Origin of the sequence: Massiliimalia timonensis, from assembly GCF_900186585.1 — a bacterium.
Taxonomy (GTDB): domain Bacteria; phylum Bacillota; class Clostridia; order Oscillospirales; family Ruminococcaceae; genus Massiliimalia; species Massiliimalia timonensis.
Genome location: NZ_FYDD01000004.1, coordinates 1,104,438 through 1,119,219, shown reverse-complemented (window position 1 = coordinate 1,119,219; position 14,782 = coordinate 1,104,438). Strand labels below are relative to the sequence as shown.

The 14,782-nt window shown below is 53.8% G+C and carries 16 protein-coding genes and 1 riboswitch; of the genes, 4 read left to right on the top strand and 12 right to left on the bottom strand.

The features are described 5' to 3' along the window. Positions 1-8: 8 nt before the first annotated feature. Genes cobS through cbiD form a run of 12 tightly spaced genes read right to left on the bottom strand, consistent with a single transcriptional unit; the run spans position 9 to position 11,313 of the window. On the bottom strand, positions 9-773 hold the full coding sequence (gene cobS, locus CIB36_RS13055; RefSeq protein ID WP_093989953.1) for an adenosylcobinamide-GDP ribazoletransferase: 765 nt from the start codon (positions 771-773) through the stop codon (positions 9-11). Positions 774-783: 10 nt separating this feature from the next. Continuing rightward, positions 784-1,296 (bottom strand): bifunctional adenosylcobinamide kinase/adenosylcobinamide-phosphate guanylyltransferase, encoded by a 513-nt coding sequence (locus tag CIB36_RS13050; RefSeq protein WP_093989952.1) that lies wholly within the window; start codon positions 1,294-1,296, stop codon positions 784-786. Positions 1,297-1,311: 15 nt separating this feature from the next. After that, a complete protein-coding gene (gene cobT, locus CIB36_RS13045) occupies positions 1,312-2,364 on the bottom strand; it encodes a nicotinate-nucleotide--dimethylbenzimidazole phosphoribosyltransferase (RefSeq protein WP_093989951.1) in 1,053 nt (350 codons plus the stop codon). Next, positions 2,365-3,744 (bottom strand): cobyrinate a,c-diamide synthase, encoded by a 1,380-nt coding sequence (locus CIB36_RS13040; RefSeq protein WP_093989950.1) that lies wholly within the window; start codon positions 3,742-3,744, stop codon positions 2,365-2,367. Next, a complete protein-coding gene (cbiE, locus tag CIB36_RS13035; RefSeq protein ID WP_093989949.1) occupies positions 3,744-4,967 on the bottom strand; it encodes a precorrin-6y C5,15-methyltransferase (decarboxylating) subunit CbiE in 1,224 nt (407 codons plus the stop codon). The genes CIB36_RS13040 and cbiE overlap by 1 nt, the downstream gene beginning before the upstream one ends. Further along, on the bottom strand, positions 4,885-5,724 hold the full coding sequence (locus CIB36_RS13030) for a uroporphyrinogen-III synthase (protein WP_093989948.1): 840 nt from the start codon (positions 5,722-5,724) through the stop codon (positions 4,885-4,887). Before CIB36_RS13030 ends, cbiE begins: the two co-directional genes overlap by 83 nt. Further along, complete coding sequence (cobK, locus tag CIB36_RS13025; RefSeq protein WP_093989947.1) at positions 5,721-6,935, bottom strand: precorrin-6A reductase; 1,215 nt, start codon at positions 6,933-6,935, stop codon at positions 5,721-5,723. Before cobK ends, CIB36_RS13030 begins: the two co-directional genes overlap by 4 nt. Before the next feature lie 7 nt (positions 6,936-6,942). Continuing rightward, a complete protein-coding gene (gene cobJ, locus CIB36_RS13020; RefSeq protein WP_093989946.1) occupies positions 6,943-7,680 on the bottom strand; it encodes a precorrin-3B C(17)-methyltransferase in 738 nt (245 codons plus the stop codon). Between the two features lie 14 nt (positions 7,681-7,694). After that, positions 7,695-8,708: a cobalt-precorrin 5A hydrolase gene (locus CIB36_RS13015; protein ID WP_093989945.1), complete on the bottom strand. Its 1,014-nt coding sequence runs from the start codon at positions 8,706-8,708 to the stop codon at positions 7,695-7,697. 5 nt (positions 8,709-8,713) lie between these two features. Next, the gene (gene cobM, locus CIB36_RS13010) at positions 8,714-9,463 is read right to left on the bottom strand and encodes a precorrin-4 C(11)-methyltransferase (RefSeq protein WP_093989944.1); all 750 of its coding nucleotides are present in this window, start codon (positions 9,461-9,463) and stop codon (positions 8,714-8,716) included. Then, positions 9,463-10,170, bottom strand: coding sequence for a precorrin-2 C(20)-methyltransferase (gene cobI, locus CIB36_RS13005; RefSeq protein WP_093989943.1), 708 nt, complete (start codon positions 10,168-10,170; stop codon positions 9,463-9,465). Before cobI ends, cobM begins: the two co-directional genes overlap by 1 nt. Before the next feature lie 3 nt (positions 10,171-10,173). Further along, positions 10,174-11,313: a cobalt-precorrin-5B (C(1))-methyltransferase CbiD gene (gene cbiD, locus CIB36_RS13000; RefSeq protein ID WP_093989942.1), complete on the bottom strand. Its 1,140-nt coding sequence runs from the start codon at positions 11,311-11,313 to the stop codon at positions 10,174-10,176. 343 nt (positions 11,314-11,656) lie between these two features. Beyond that, a riboswitch (cobalamin riboswitch) is annotated at positions 11,657-11,869 on the top strand. A 166-nt stretch (positions 11,870-12,035) separates the two neighbouring features. Between cbiD and CIB36_RS12995 the strand changes: the two genes are divergently transcribed. From CIB36_RS12995 to CIB36_RS12980, 4 genes are read left to right on the top strand one after another with little or no spacing between them, the layout of a single operon-like run. Beyond that, on the top strand, positions 12,036-12,782 hold the full coding sequence (locus tag CIB36_RS12995; protein WP_407657480.1) for an energy-coupling factor ABC transporter permease: 747 nt from the start codon (positions 12,036-12,038) through the stop codon (positions 12,780-12,782). 22 nt (positions 12,783-12,804) lie between these two features. Beyond that, on the top strand, positions 12,805-13,113 hold the full coding sequence (locus CIB36_RS12990) for an energy-coupling factor ABC transporter substrate-binding protein (RefSeq protein WP_093989941.1): 309 nt from the start codon (positions 12,805-12,807) through the stop codon (positions 13,111-13,113). After that, positions 13,100-13,879, top strand: a complete 780-nt coding sequence (gene cbiQ, locus CIB36_RS12985; RefSeq protein WP_093989940.1) for a cobalt ECF transporter T component CbiQ — start codon at positions 13,100-13,102, stop codon at positions 13,877-13,879. Before CIB36_RS12990 ends, cbiQ begins: the two co-directional genes overlap by 14 nt. Next, entirely contained in the window at positions 13,876-14,730 is an 855-nt protein-coding gene (locus CIB36_RS12980) for an ATP-binding cassette domain-containing protein (RefSeq protein ID WP_093989939.1), read from the top strand. The genes cbiQ and CIB36_RS12980 overlap by 4 nt, the downstream gene beginning before the upstream one ends. Positions 14,731-14,782: the final 52 nt, after the last annotated feature.

Genomic DNA, 14,782 nt, shown 5'->3' with positions numbered 1-14,782 from the left:
TTTCTCCTTTACCAATGCTGTGCCAATACAACCCCTGCCAGAACGCCCATTTCCGCAAGCGTTAAAAAATAGCCTGCCAGATCCCCGGTCACGCCGCCAAACTGCCTGCGGGAGGTCAGCAGATAATACCCCAAAATAGTTGCCATGACCGCCAGTACTGCTAACGCTATCCGCCAATCCACTGCCAGCATTCCCACGGCCGTGATCCCCAGAAATGCCGCACACGATATAACGACTGCCCGCTGTTTGGCCGCATCGGAAAAGGTTTTGAGCATCCCCTCTTTCCTGGCTTGGGGAGCCAGCACAGAAACCAGTCCACTCAGCGCGCGGGAAAGCACAAAGCCACCCCCAAGGATAAACGCGCTTTCCACACTGTATTGGTATTCGCACCACAGCCCAAAGGAAAGCAAAAAATATACGCAGATGCCAATCACAGCAAAGGCCCCCACATGGGAATCCTTTAAAATTTCGAGCTTCCGTTCCTTTGGCTGGTGGGAGGAAAGCGCGTCCACCGTATCGCAAAACCCATCTAAGTGGATCCCCCCTGTCAGCAAAACCGGAATCACGGCGGCGGCCGCTCCGGTAAGCACTGCCGAAAATCCAATTTTCCATGCGCACCACAGCCAAAGCCATTCCGCCCCGCCGATCACCACGCCGATCAAAGGGAAAAAGCAAAACGCATACCGCATGGTTTCTTCTTTCCATTCTATGTTCCGCAACGGGATCACCGAATACATGGAAAACGCAATTTTAAAAGACTGCCAAAGATCCATCTTTCTCCTCCTACTTTAACATGACGGGGATCCCGCATACGACCTCGACCACCCGGTCCGCCATCCCGGCGATCCGCTGGTTCAGCTCTCCCAATATCTGCTGGTACTGCATGACTGTTTCCTCATAAGGAACGCCGTCCGAAAAGATCTCATTGCTTACGATCACCAGATGTTTCGCCTGTTCCGTAAGCTTGCAGATCCCGGCAAAAATCTCTTCGCCTGCCCGGTTCAGACCAACGCCCCTTTCATCAAACATTTCATTGGATAACAGGTTCGACAAGCATTCCAGCAACACAGTGCTCTGCTTCGGCACCTCGCAGTGGGATAAGTCCCGTTCCCGCTCCACGGTAAGAAACCCTTTTCCACGGCGAAGTGCCCTGTGCCGGCCGACACGGCGTTCATCCTCTTCGTCGGAACGGCGCATGGTCGCCAGGTAAATTTTGTTCCCGCCGAGCATTGCCGCCACCTGTTCCGCGTATTCTGACTTTCCGCTTGCCGCACCCCCGGTCACTAACATGATCATTTTATAATCCTCTCTTTATAACGGCTGATATGCCTCGATCTCAATTTCTTCAAAGGTGCTCATTTTCCGGTAAACCTCTATCGCCATGTCTAACAGCGGAATCGCGGCCACCGCCCCAGTGCCTTCTCCCAAGCGCATCCCTGCCCGGATCAGGGGCGTTATCCCCAATTCGTTCAACAGCAGTTCCCCGGCTGGCTCCTCAGAACAGTGAGAGGCCAATAAATATCCCTGTACTGCCGGGCATAAACGGACGGCGCAGAGCGCGGCTACTGAAGAGATAAAGCCATCTACCATCACAGGGATATGCCGCCTTGCACAGCCCAAAAACATCCCAGCAAGCCCTGCAATGTCCAGCCCGCCGACTGCGGACAGCACCCCGATCACATCTGCCGGATCGGGCTGGTGCTGTTCCAACGCCTGTTTAATGACCTCTATCTTCCGTTTCAGCCCTGCATCCGAAAGCCCTGCGCCTCGGCCGGTCATCTCTTCCACCGGCCGACCGGTCAGCACCGCGGCCACCGCACTGCTGGTGGTGGTATTCCCGATCCCCATTTCCCCGGTGGCAATCAACTGTATGCCCTTTTCCGCCAGCTTTTCTGCCAAATAGATCCCCTCTTCTACAGCCTTTACTACCTCCTGCCGGGACATTGCCGGCTCTTTTAAAAAGTTTTCTGTCCCATACCGCACCTTTGCACGTACCATGCCGGGTACATCAATATTCATGCCGATATCCACCGGAACGATCTCTGCGTTCGCAAGCTCTGCCATGATGCACACACAGGAATCCCCTTTTGTGAAGTTTTCCGCTACTACCGCCGTTACCTCGCTCCCGCACTGGGTCACGCCCTCTTCCACGATCCCGTTGTCGGCGCAGAATATCGTTACCGCACGCCGGCTGATATCGCAGTCTACCCGGCGCTGGATCCCCGCGATCCGGACCACCGCATCCTCTAAAAGCCCCAAACTGCCCAAAGGCTTGGCGATGCTGTCCCAGCGCCGCTTCGCCGCTTGCCCAAACTCCTGCCGCACAGGCTCGATCCTCTGGAGTGCTTGTTCTAATGATTCCATTTATCCATTCCTCCGTTTTTGACGGTACGCACAGCAGACAAGCACAAACCGTTTTGCCGCCTCAGGGTTAGAGGGCAAAAACAGGTGCGGAAAACCCGCGTAAAGGCTCCGGCTGGTATGCGCGCATTCCCACTTTGTCCCCCGCACCGGCTTGACCGCTAAAAAGCTGCTTCCCGGGTCGGAAGTTTCCCAGTAATGGAATTCATGCGCTTTGATCTGCCCCTCTGCCTGACACAGCAGGTTATCCTTTTGGGCGGTCAGCGTGATATATCCGAACCGCCCCAACCCCTGTTTAGGATAACTTTCCATGGGAAGCGCCCCTGCCATGTCATAACATTCCCCCCGCTGGTCAACGAGGCTTTTTCCAAGATACAAAAAACCTCCGCACTCTGCAATGCAGGGCATCCCGCCATGTACTGCGTTAAGCACAGAATCCCGCATACCGCTGTTTTCCGAAAGCGTTTTGGCATACAGTTCCGGGTATCCCCCGCTTAACAGCAGGCCATCCGCATTTTCAGGGATTTCCTTGTCCCACAGGGGGGAAAACGGGAGGATCTCCGCACCCAACTGCTCCAATAATTCCAGATTCTCCTGATAGGTAAAGCAAAAAGCCTCATCCCGCGCCAGTGCGATCACCGGCGGCTCTTTCACCCGTTCCGGCAAAAGCTCCTCTTCCGCCTCCAGCTCGGGAGCCTCATGAGCTAATGCGACGATAGCGGGAAGATCTAGGCTCTCCCGCGCCTGCTCTGCCAAACGTTCCAGCTTGTTTTGCAGGTCAGTTACCTCCTGCGCGGTCACAAGCCCCAAATGCCGGCTTTCCAGCTGGCATTCCGGTAAAAAAGGCAGGTATCCCAGCGCCTTGACCGGGAAATTCTGCTCCACTAGTTTCTGCAATTCCGGATACCGGGCCGCAGACAGCTGATTAAAGATCACGCCCTTGATCCCGGAATCCGGGTAAAGGGTCAAAAAACCATGGATCACCGCCAAAACCGAAGTGCTCATCTGTTTGCAGTCGATCACCAGCACCACCGGGGTCTTTGTTTGCTTTGCGACCTCATAAGCGCTGGCCTGGGTCGTAGTGCCGGCGACCCCGTCATAATATCCCATCGCTCCCTCCAGCACAGCGATTCCGCCGGCTGGCGTATGCCGAAGCAGGGAACGCCGCAGGGCATCCCGTTCCATAAAAAAGGAATCCAGCTGGTAAGAACTGGTGTGAAGTACTTTTCGGTGAAACATGGGGTCAATGTAATCCGGCCCGCATTTAAAGGATACCGCTTTTCCCGACTGGGCCAGCAGTTTCAGCGCCGCGCAGGTCACCATAGTCTTGCCGCTCCCGCTTGCGGGGGCGGTAAGCATCAGCCGCGCCGGATTTCCTTTCATCACATTTCCTCCTTCTTGTTCCAAACCGATTTAACGATAAAAACCGGGTTTTTCGCATCCATCATATGGTATTTCCCTACCGTTTTCAGGTCAGTCACCGCCACCTGCACAATTTCCGTGTCAGAAAAGCCAAGCTGTTCCAAATACGTTACGGCCCCCTGCAGGGTTTCCAGCGTAACGGCGTTCAGTACAAGCCTAAAAAAGCCCGTTTTCTCGGTTAAACATCTAAAAATCCCCTGTAAATTCCCGGAGCTTCCGCCAATAAACACCCGGGTCGGCGGTGGCAGCGGTTCCAGCGCTTCCGGGGCCTTTCCCTTTACCACATGTACGTTGCTACAGCCAAATTTCTCCGCATTCTGCCGGATCAGCGACACCGCTTCCGGCTGGTATTCCACAGCATACACCTGCCCTTGCTCTGCGATCAGCGCCGCTTCTACCGAAACAGACCCAGTTCCCGCACCAATATCATACACGACGTCATTCCGGCATAACCGAAGTTTGGAAATGGAAACACTGCGCACCTCGCTTTTGGTCATCGGCACCTTGCCCCGGATAAATTCCCGGTCGTCAATTCCCGGCACTGCCGGATGTTCCGAATCCTCCGCCCGTTCGATCAGCATCACGCTCAGCGGCGCTGTTTCAAGCCGGGCAAATTCTTTTGCCGTCCCGTGCAGGAAACGCTCTTCCGGATAAGAAAGGTTCTCTCCTACAACGATCTTTGCCTGTCCATACCCATACCGGCAAAGCATTCCGCATATCACATTCACACTGTGATCCGTTCCGGTCAAAAGGAAAATTTTCGGATGCCGCCGCAGGGCCGCCAGCAGATTTTGTTCTCTGCCGTGCAGGCTCATCAGATGGACCGACTCCCAAGGAAGCTGAAGCTTTGCAAAAAAATACTGCACCGAGCTGATCCCGGGTATTCCTACCACTTCCTCATTTTTAAACGCATCCGCAAGCTGTTTTGCTCCGCTGTAAAAGCCTATATCTCCAGACAGCAGTACCGCCGCGGTCCGAATATCGGGATGCGCGTCAAGATATTCCGCAATTTTTCCCGCCTGATAAATGGGCTCTACACACCTTCCCAGTTCCTGATAGGGAGCAAGCAACCGCGCCGCGCCGAACAAGATCTCGCTTTCTTCAATCGCCTGTTTCGCCTGTCCGGTCAGGGAGAGCAATGTCCCCATCCCGGCTCCGACCAGATAGATCCGTCGTTGTTTCATGCGTTTCTCCTCCCTTTGTCTGGAACAATTTCAGCAATGCCGGCACGCTTTTTTTGGAAAGCCTTAACACCATAAATCCCGCCTGCTGTGCCGCAGATCCCGCGCCTTCTGTCAGCGCGATGAGTATGTGTTTTCCTCGTTCTTGCTGGGAAAGCTGGCCGCACACGGCCTCCACCGCCTGCGGCAGGTCAGCCACCAAAAAATCATCAGGCATGAGCAGATCTAATTTTTTCCCTGTCCGTACCATTTGGCACACAGGTACTTCGTCAAACGCGATCCCATATCGAGAGCATGCACAAAGCAGTCCGGGCGCCTTATGCTGCCCGGAAAGGACCAGCGCCCGTTCTCTGCGGCAGGACTGTTCCGCCATTTTCCGCACCGTTTCCTCTTGCGTTTCACAAGGAGGAAACGCGCAAAATACCCCGCGTTTCCTAACAGCCTGTTCCGCTTCTTGGTTTCCAGCCAGCAGTTTGATGTGTCCCAAGGCCCGCACATCTGTCCGGCACTGCAGCAGCATATCAAAAAACAATTCCGCTTCTTCTGCATCCGGAAAAATCAGCCAATCATATTGCTTGATTTGACAAACGGCCTGCCACAACAAGGTGTTATGAGTCAAAGGACGGCTGGCCGTTAAAGGAAGGTGGACGGATAATATCCCATGCTCTGCCAGCTTATCGTAAGCCGCCTGCCAGCGGAATGTTTCGGTCAGCCAAATAACTCTTTGGGGAAATTCCTGACCGCATTGTCCCTGTATCATTCCAAGCCCTCCTGTTTTCGCCCAAACTCCCTACGCAGAAAATTCGCCGCCTGTTTTACCTTTCGGTGATCTGCCCCTGATGAGCAAATCCCAAATACCAGCCCGTCATGCTCCGCAACCGCCGGAAAATAAAAGTCGCATTCCTCTTTGCAGTCCGCGGCATTTACTAAAATCCCTCGGTTCCTGCAAAGGGAAACAATATGGTGGTTCACCGCCCGGTCATTGGTAGCGGCTAATACGAAATACATGCCCCCGCAGTCACTATCTGCAAATTCCCGTTCATAGATCCGGTCCGCCATGGCACGCACCGGATCGGAAAGACGGGTCGCCACCACAGTGATATAGCATCCAAACCGCTTCAAGGTTTGGATGCGCCGTGCCGCAATAGCCCCGGCCCCGACCACTAAAATCCTTTTCCCCTGTAACGAGAAGAACATCGGAAAGTAAGCGGGAGGGGCCAGTTCTTGGCACACCCCAAATAAACCGCACAATTCTTCCATGGAAAATCCGGTTTCCTGTTGAGTGCGCCCAATCACGATCACGACTGCTCCGGCCCTCTTTGCCGCCCGTACCTTTTCATCAAAACCGCCTGCCGTCCCGGACGATTTGGTCACCAAAAATTCGGCGTTTATCTGCCGCAGAACCGCCAAATTCATCTCTTCGGAAAACGGCCCCTGCATAGCAAGGATATGCCCGCCCATTAGTCCACAGCCTTGGCATGCTTCAATGGATTCCACACAGGGCAGGACTCGCGCATAAACCCGGTCGGAAAAGCCGGAAAGCGACGCATATGCACTGAGCTCCTTTGCTCCTGTTGTCAGCAAAACCTTGCCTGAAGTCTGCTCCAAATACTGGACCGCCTCTGCCGGGGAGGATACATATACCGCTTCCTTTGCTGAAGTTTCCATGCGTTTGAGGCGGTAATAGGATATGCCCAGCGCTTCACAAGCCGACTTTAAGTTTTCTGTCACCTGCACAGCATAGGGGTGGGTCGCATCGATCACCGCATCAAAGCGTTCGGCTTTTAGTTTTTCTTCCATTTCTTCCCTGTCCAGCCGACCGGTCCACACCCGGTACCCCGCTTCAGAAAAGGCCAGTTCCTTTCCATATTTGGTCGCCACGCTGACTGTGACATGATGTCCCGCCCGGCACAGGCTTCCCGCAAGCAGCCGCCCCTCTGTGGTACCGGAAAAAATCAGCAGTTTTTTCATTGCCCCATCAGCCCTTTCCAAGATGGTAGCCGCGTGGCGTTACCATCCATTCCCCAACTTGTTTCGTTTGGGAATTTCCAATAAATACAGTGGTAAACATATCTACCTCTGTATCCCGTAAATCCTTTAATGGCAAGATCCGCTTCTCCTGCTCTTCCCGTCCGATCTGCCGGACGATCCCACAAACGGTTTCCGGCTCACGGGTCCGTAACAGAATATCACATGCCCTTTTCAAATGATCCTTTCGCTTGCGGCTGGATGGATTATAAAGGGCAATGCAAAAATCTCCCTGTGCCGCCAAGGAAAGCCTCTTTTCAATCAAATCCCAGGGAGTGAGCAGATCGCTTAAGCTGATAACCGCGAAGTCATGCATCAAAGCTCCGCCTAATACGGCCGCCCCTGCGCACGCCGCAGTCACCCCGGAGATCACCTCGATCTCCACCGGCGGATATTCTTCTGAAAGTTCTAAAACCGGGCCTGCCATCCCGTAGACCCCGGCGTCCCCGCTGCACAAGAGCGCTACCTGTTTTCCCGCAAGCGCCTCTTCGACCGCTTTCCGGCAGCGTTCTATCTCCTGTTTCATCGGAGTGCTGAAATATTCTTTTTCCGGGAAGTCTTCCCGGATCAAATCCAGATAAACCGGGTATCCGACAACAAGCTCACAGCCTTGCAATGCCTCAAAAGCCTGCCGTGTCATCCCAGATACCCCGCCGGGGCCCAGCCCGATCACCGATAATTTTCCCATCCGTCCTATCCTTTTCAAAATTTTATTTTCACTTCACATTCCGCGGCCGCCACCGTTACGCCCTGCCCGGAAAACTTAGGAAGGATCAGTTTTCCTCCGCTTCCCAGCACCGCCGCGCGTTCGCAGACATTTTCCGTTCCTACAGTCCGCTTTACGAAATCCGACGAGGAAAATTCCCCCTCCACTTCGGAAAGCTCCCGTGCGGAATAACAGAGAAACGGCAGTCTATGCTCCCTGCACCAACTCACCAAGGCCGGTTCGTCCTGCTTTCGGTCGACCGAGCAGACTGCCCGAAGCATTTCCCGTTCTATGTCTGCATGGAAAAGAGCCTTTGCAATCTGTTCTTCCAAAATTTCCCGGGAAATCCCCTTACGGCATCCGATCCCCAGCACATAGGGTCTAGGCGTCAGCAGCAGCGTGTTCGCAAAGGGGAACTTTTGCTGTGCGCTGATACAGAGCCCCACCTGCGCTTTTTCCGTTTCCCGAACCCCCGGCGGAAGCGCTCCGCACCACGGATATTCGGATACAAAGCCCACCGCTTCCCCCCGCAGCAGGGCGGCAGAAACTGTTTTGATCTGTTCCGGCGTCCGAATCCAAAGATGTTGTTCCTTTGCCCAGCTGTCCACTGCAAATACCCGGTTGATGTCCGTCGCGGTGGTGATCACCGCAGTCCCGCCCAGAAAACAGGCGGTCTGCTCTGCCAGCCGGTTCGCGCCGCCAAGGTGCCCCGACGCCACCGGGATCACAAACCTTCCCTGTTCGTCAATCACTAAAACTGCAGGATCAACGGTTTTGCTCTGCAAAAAGGGGGCGATCGCCCGCACTGCGATCCCGCAGGCGCCCACAAAGATCAGCCCGTCATATTTTTCAAATCCAATCCGGGCAAATTCTGATAGCCCTGTTACCGTTTTGATATCCTGCCGAACGCCGTTGATCTCATACCTGTCCAAATCTTTGCCAAACAGGTCCGAAAACCGCTCCAGCAAGCCCTTTCCTGTTTCAGTAAAACCAATTCCTGCCAGCTTCACGGCTCCTATCCCTTCCGGAACTCATGGGTAAACTGCGGGTCGTACAGTTTGGAGCGGGAGTAACCGCCCTCCAAAAAACGCCCCACGGTGATAAGCGCAGTTTTTGTGATCCCCTGTTCCTGTGCTGTTTGCGCCAAGGTCTCCACCGTACACCGGCACACCTTTTCGTCCTCCCAGCTTGCCTTGTAAACGATCGCGGCAGGCGTATCCTTGGGATAGCCGCCTGCAATCAGCTCCCGGCTTAGCTCTGAAAGCAATCCTGCGCTTAAAAACAGCACCATGGTGGACTGGTGCTCCGCCAAACGGGCAATAGATTCCCGCTCCGGCACCGGGGTTCTGCCTGTCATCCGGCTGATGATCACCGTCTGCGACACATCCGGCAGAGTGTATTCCGCCCGAAGCGCGGCGGCGGCCCCACAGAAAGAACTGACGCCGGGCACCACATCATAGCTGATGCTCTCCCTCTCAAGCAGGTCCATCTGCTCCCGAATCGCCCCATATAAGCAAGGATCCCCGGTATGAAGCCGTACCGTCGTTTTCCCGTCCAGCTCCGCCTGTTTCATCACGGAAAAAACCTCTTCCAGCGTCATGGAAGCGCTGTTATAGATTTGACAGCCATCCTTTGCTTCCTGCAAAAGCTGCGGGTTCACTAACGACCCGGCATAAATGATGACATCCGCCTGAGAAAGCAATCGCTGGCCGCGCACAGTGATCAGATCCGGTGCGCCACACCCAGCTCCAACAAAATAAACCATTACGCTTCCTCCTGTCCCGGTTTTACCAGTAAAACGGAAAAATAATGCGGATTCTGCGGCGCTTCATCCAGCGTGTGATACACGCGTTCACCCTCCATGCCGCACTGTTCCGCCATCTGGGTCTGATCAAACAGCCCATGTTTTTTTAATAAGCCTTTTACCTCTTCGAAAGCCCGCCCGGTCTTCATCAGCACCTTATTGCCGGGAACGGACAGCATCTCTTCCGTACATTCATAAGACCCCGGTACGATCACCAGCGGCTCCTTCCCCTCCACTAAGCTGGTTTCCAGTGCGGCGGCCGCAGCGCAAAAGGAAGGAACTCCCGGAATGATCTGCGAGTCATATCCTGCCTTTCTTACCCGTTGGTGAAGATACAGGTAGGTAGAATAAACCGTAGGGTCCCCTAGCGTTAAAAAAGCGATATCCTTGCCTTTTGATAATTCTTCTATGATCATTTTTGCCGCGCGGTCACGGTTTTTATTCGCTTCTTCCAAATCCCTCGTCATCGGCATGGGAACGGATAAAAACGGCTTCTCTTCCAGTTCCGGCACAGCCTTTGTGGCGATTTCAAAAGCAGTTTGGTTTTCACCGTTGGCCAAAGGGCCTGCGGCCATATCGCATTCAGTGATGATGCGCACAGCCTTTAATGTCATCAGCTCCGGGTCTCCCGGACCTACTCCGATTCCATATAATTTACCTTTTATCATCTTTTACCTCTCTTCTCGTAATTCACGAAACAAAGCGATCATTCTATCCGCGCCAGCCGTTTTCCCTACTGTCCCGTGAGTCTGGGAAAATAAAACCAGTTCCGCCGGCAGCTCGGGGGCGCGGCGTTTTACCTCCTGTGCTATCTTTTGGGTCACCGCATCCATCACCGGCTCCAACTTATCGGTTTCCTTCAATACGTCCAACGCCGCCTCCGTAGTGACGCTTTCCATCATTCTTCGCAGGCTTCCCTGCGGCACGCCAAAAAGCGCCGCATATGCGCAGAGAATCTCCATGCGGCAGTCCCCGTATTTGGAGTGGGTGTTCATCATACCGCCGGCCACCTTGATAAGCTTTCCAATATGCCCAACTAATAGAATCCCTTTGATCCCTTCCCGGTGTAAAATATCCAGTGTGTCACCGATAAAGTTACTGCACTGCGCCATGGGAGCGTCAAACAACCCCATCTGCTGTTTCACAAAGGTTTCCCCATAATTCCCCGGAGTGATCAACAGGCGTTCGTTTCCGGCTGCGTGAAGCACCTTGATCTCCAACCGTATCGATTCCAGCAGCGCCGCGTCGCTCATCGGTTCCACAATACCGCTTGTCCCTAAAATAGAAAGGCCGCCCTCGATCCCAAGGCGGGGATTAAAGGTTCTCTTCGCAAGACGTTCTCCCTCAGGGATAGAGATCACCACCTCAAACCCGCCGACACTCTCAAGTTCCTCGGCTGCCGCTAACACGGCATGGCGGATCTGCTCCCGCGGGCCGGGATTGATAGCGGCCTCCCCTACCGGACAGGCAAGCCCCTTTTTTGTCACACGGCCAACGCCAATGCCGCCGTCGACCCGCACTTCTTCGCCGGGAGCCTGTTTTACTTCTGCGTATACCAGCACCCCGTTGGTAATATCCGGATCGTCGCCGCTGTCTTTTCGGACCGCGCAGACTGCCGCACCGTTTTGCAGTGTTCCCTTCTCTACCGGCACACAGACCGTGATCCCTTTTGGCGTGCGGACGCTGACCGAATCCGGAATCTTCCCGGAAAGCAACGCCTGCGCCGCCGCTTTTGCCGCAAGCGCCGCACAGGTCCCGGTGGTATAACCATAGCGCAAGCCGGGATGCATTGGGTCAAGATAAAGTTCCATGATAAACCTCTAAAAAAACTCCATTCAATGAAAATCACCGAATGGAGTCTGAATCGAATCTGACAGACAGGCAGAATCCGCCCGTTCTTTCCTGCTCCACAAGCTTTGGTGACCGCAAAGCTGTGAAATGAGCGGCCCGGCGATCTGGCTTACTGCAAAAAGCAGACACAGTAACGGACTTGCGCAGGATTCCCACCTGACTTCCCCGGATACTGCCCCTCATTTATCCAACCTTATTGTAGCTTATCCGCTGTCCACTGTCAAGGAATCCGTTTCAAAATCCTGATTGACAGGAAGGCCTTGTCATGCTACACTGAAAATGCGAAAGAATGAAACTAAAATTATCAATCAGTTGAATAACGGTGAAATGCGGATGATAACTCTGCATTTCTTAAAAGGGAACTCAGGTGCAAATCCTGGACAGTCCTGCTACCGTAATGGCTGAGGAAGCTTTCCGGCGGGAGCATGCTCCTGCCAGCCACTGGCGATAAGCTGGGAAGGCGAAAGCGGACAAAGAAGCCTAAGTCGGGATATCTGCCGTTATTTTCCGCACAGCGGATGGCTGTAACTTCACAGTGTATGAAGGGTATAGTCTGCATGGAAACTGTCAAGATCGCAGGATTTTGACAATATTTTGTAATGCAGAAAACCCTGAGGAATACTCCTTGGGGTTTTATTTTTTCGCATGCACAACAAATTGATAAGAAAGGGGTTGTTTTACAATGATGAAAACAACTACATGGCAAAAGCTTGTGCTTTCTGCCTCTGTCGTATTGTGCGCGGCAGTATTTTTTACGCCTCAGGTTTCGGCAATGCATATCATGGAAGGCTATTTGCAGCCGGGCTGGGCCATTGCATGGGGCGCGGTCTGTATACCGTTTTTGGTATGGGGATTTTTCTCGATCTCCAAATCAGTCAAGCAGTCTTCCAAAAACTTGATCCTGCTGGCAATGTGCGGCGCGTTTGCGTTTGTCCTTTCCGCGCTAAAAATCCCGTCGGTCAGCGGCAGCTGTTCTCACCCCACGGGCGTCGGCTTGGGCGCGGTGCTGTTCGGGCCGTCCGCCATGTCCGTGATCGGGGTGATCATTTTGCTGTTTCAGGCCTTATTGCTGGCGCACGGCGGTTTAAGCACCCTTGGGGCAAACACTTTTTCCATGGCGGTAGCAGGCCCCTTGGTTTCATTCGGTATATTCAAACTCAGCAAAAAGCTGGGCGCGTCCTCCGCTGTCGCAGTATTTCTTGCCGCGGCATTGGGCGACCTGTTTACCTATGTAGTTACCTCTGTTCAGCTTGCCATGGCGCATCCGGACGCAACCGGCGGCTTCCTTGCTTCCCTTGCGAAATTTGCCGGGATCTTTGCGGTTACACAGATCCCTTTAGCAATCTGTGAAGGACTGTTGACAGTCGTGGTTTACAACGTCTTGGTCAAATACAACCACAAAGAGCTGGAAACCCTGCATGCTTTATAATAATCGGAAAGGATGAACGATCATGAAATTATGGAAGAAAAATCTTCTGCTGATCTTGGCGGTGCTGGTGATCGCCACAGTCCCGCTTATTTTGCTGCCCAATGCCGAATTTGGCGGCGCTGACGGCCAAGCGGAAGAAGCGATCACGGAGATCGACCCGGACTACCAGCCATGGGCGGAATCCCTGCTGGAACCAGCAAGCGGTGAGATCGAATCCCTGCTGTTTGCCCTACAGGCGGCGATCGGCGCGGGCGTCGTAGGATTTGTTTTGGGCAGGGTTACCTCCAAAAAAGGCGGCAAAAGCACCGAAAAACAGCATGAATCAAATTGACTCGATTGCATATCATTCTAAGCTTGCATGGATAGACCCCAAGGCGAAGCTGTGCTTTTCGCTGGTACTCCTTTGCGTTTGTATCGGCTGCCGAAGCATCTTGGTCGGAGCACTTGTACTGCTGGTCACGGCAGGGGCCACCTTGTTTTTTGCACGGCTTTCCCTGCGGCGTTACCTGCACTTTTTATCTATCCCTCTGGGCTTTCTGCTGGTCGGGACGCTGACTATTTTCATCAGCGTCTATCCAGCCGGGGAAAAACTGCTGGCCGGCATTCCTATTGGCGGGTCGCAGGTCGGCATCAGCGCCCAGTCGTTTCTGGAAGGGCTCCGGCTTTGCGCCACCGCCTTAGGCGCTGTGGGCTGCATGTATTTTCTCTCATTTAACACACCGATGACCGGCCTGTTTGCCTTATTCCGCAAGAGCCCGCTGCCGGAGGTAGTCGTTTCCCTGATGGAATTGATATATCGTTATATCTTTGTTTTATGGGAGGAAGCTGCCACCATGAAAACAGCGCAAAACGCCCGCTTGGGCTACCAGGGGATCCGCCATTCCATCGCCTCTTTCGGCACATTGGTAGGCACCTTGTTTTTCCGGGCTTACCAGCGCTGTGACCGGATCTATTCAGCACTGGAATCGCGCGGCTATCAGGGAAGCTTAGAAGCCCTGCAGGAGGAATACCAGCCCGGCAAGGGATGGTACGGTGCGACTTTCCTGACTGCCGCAGCAGCCTTAGGCATCTTTTTTCTGGAAAGGAGTGTCTTATGAATCTAATCGAAACGCGCGGATTATGCTATTCCTATCAAGGGGAAAAGCTTGCTTTGGACCACTTGGATACGGCGATCCCCGAGGGAAGCATCACCGCCTTTTTAGGGGGGAACGGCGCCGGAAAATCCACCTACTTTTTGAATCTGAACGGTGTACTGACCCCGGACGAGGGCACCGTCCTGTTCCGAGGAGAGCCGGTCGACTATCATAAAAAAGGAATCGCTGCGCTCCGCCGCAAGGTAGGGATCGTATTTCAGGACCCGAACGACCAGCTTTTTTCCGCCAGCGTTTTAAAAGACGTTTCCTATGGGGCATACAACCTGAAGCTTCCGGAAGATGAAGTCAAGCGCAGGGTGTCACTGGCGGTAAAGCAGACCGGGATCGAAGAATATCTCCATGCCCCAACGCATGCGCTCAGCTTTGGACAAAAAAAGCGGGTGGCGATCGCCGGGGTGCTGGTCATGGACCCGGAAGTCATTATTTTGGATGAACCGACCGCTGGGCTGGACCCGTCGGGCGTCAGTGAAATTTTAAACCTGATGCAGAAGATCAAAGAGGAAAATCGGGTCACTTTCCTCATTGCAACGCATGATATCGATCTGGTCCCGCTTTACTGCGACTATGCCTATGTACTGGATCACGGCCGGGTCATTCTGAGCGGAACACCCAAAGAGATCTTTGCCCAAAAGGAAATCCTGCGCCAACACCATCTGCGCCTGCCGCGTATTTCCCACCTAATGGAGATCCTGTCCCAGAAAGACCATCTTTCGGTATCCCCTGCGGCCTCCACCATCTCGCAGGCCCGGCGTACCATCCACGAAATGCTAAAAGAAGAAAAAAGCAAGCGATAACCTGCTTGCTTTTTTCTTTTCATATTGCGGATGGCACATCTATCTGCTATAA

Coding starts and splice junctions, on each gene's coding strand:
- cobS (WP_093989953.1), bottom strand. CDS start 773: ATGGATCTTTGGCAGTCTTTTAAAATTGCGTTTTCCATGTATTCGGTG.
- CIB36_RS13040 (WP_093989950.1), bottom strand. CDS start 3,744: ATGAAAGGAAATCCGGCGCGGCTGATGCTTACCGCCCCCGCAAGCGGG.
- CIB36_RS12980 (WP_093989939.1), top strand. CDS start 13,876: ATGAATCTAATCGAAACGCGCGGATTATGCTATTCCTATCAAGGGGAA.
- cobK (WP_093989947.1), bottom strand. CDS start 6,935: ATGAAAAAACTGCTGATTTTTTCCGGTACCACAGAGGGGCGGCTGCTT.
- cobM (WP_093989944.1), bottom strand. CDS start 9,463: ATGGTTTATTTTGTTGGAGCTGGGTGTGGCGCACCGGATCTGATCACT.
- cobT (WP_093989951.1), bottom strand. CDS start 2,364: ATGGAATCATTAGAACAAGCACTCCAGAGGATCGAGCCTGTGCGGCAG.
- cobI (WP_093989943.1), bottom strand. CDS start 10,170: ATGATAAAAGGTAAATTATATGGAATCGGAGTAGGTCCGGGAGACCCG.
- CIB36_RS13030 (WP_093989948.1), bottom strand. CDS start 5,724: ATGATACAGGGACAATGCGGTCAGGAATTTCCCCAAAGAGTTATTTGG.
- CIB36_RS12990 (WP_093989941.1), top strand. CDS start 12,805: ATGAAATTATGGAAGAAAAATCTTCTGCTGATCTTGGCGGTGCTGGTG.
- cbiQ (WP_093989940.1), top strand. CDS start 13,100: ATGAATCAAATTGACTCGATTGCATATCATTCTAAGCTTGCATGGATA.
- cobJ (WP_093989946.1), bottom strand. CDS start 7,680: ATGGGAAAATTATCGGTGATCGGGCTGGGCCCCGGCGGGGTATCTGGG.
- cbiD (WP_093989942.1), bottom strand. CDS start 11,313: ATGGAACTTTATCTTGACCCAATGCATCCCGGCTTGCGCTATGGTTAT.
- CIB36_RS12995 (WP_407657480.1), top strand. CDS start 12,036: ATGATGAAAACAACTACATGGCAAAAGCTTGTGCTTTCTGCCTCTGTC.
- cbiE (WP_093989949.1), bottom strand. CDS start 4,967: ATGAAACAACGACGGATCTATCTGGTCGGAGCCGGGATGGGGACATTG.
- CIB36_RS13050 (WP_093989952.1), bottom strand. CDS start 1,296: ATGATCATGTTAGTGACCGGGGGTGCGGCAAGCGGAAAGTCAGAATAC.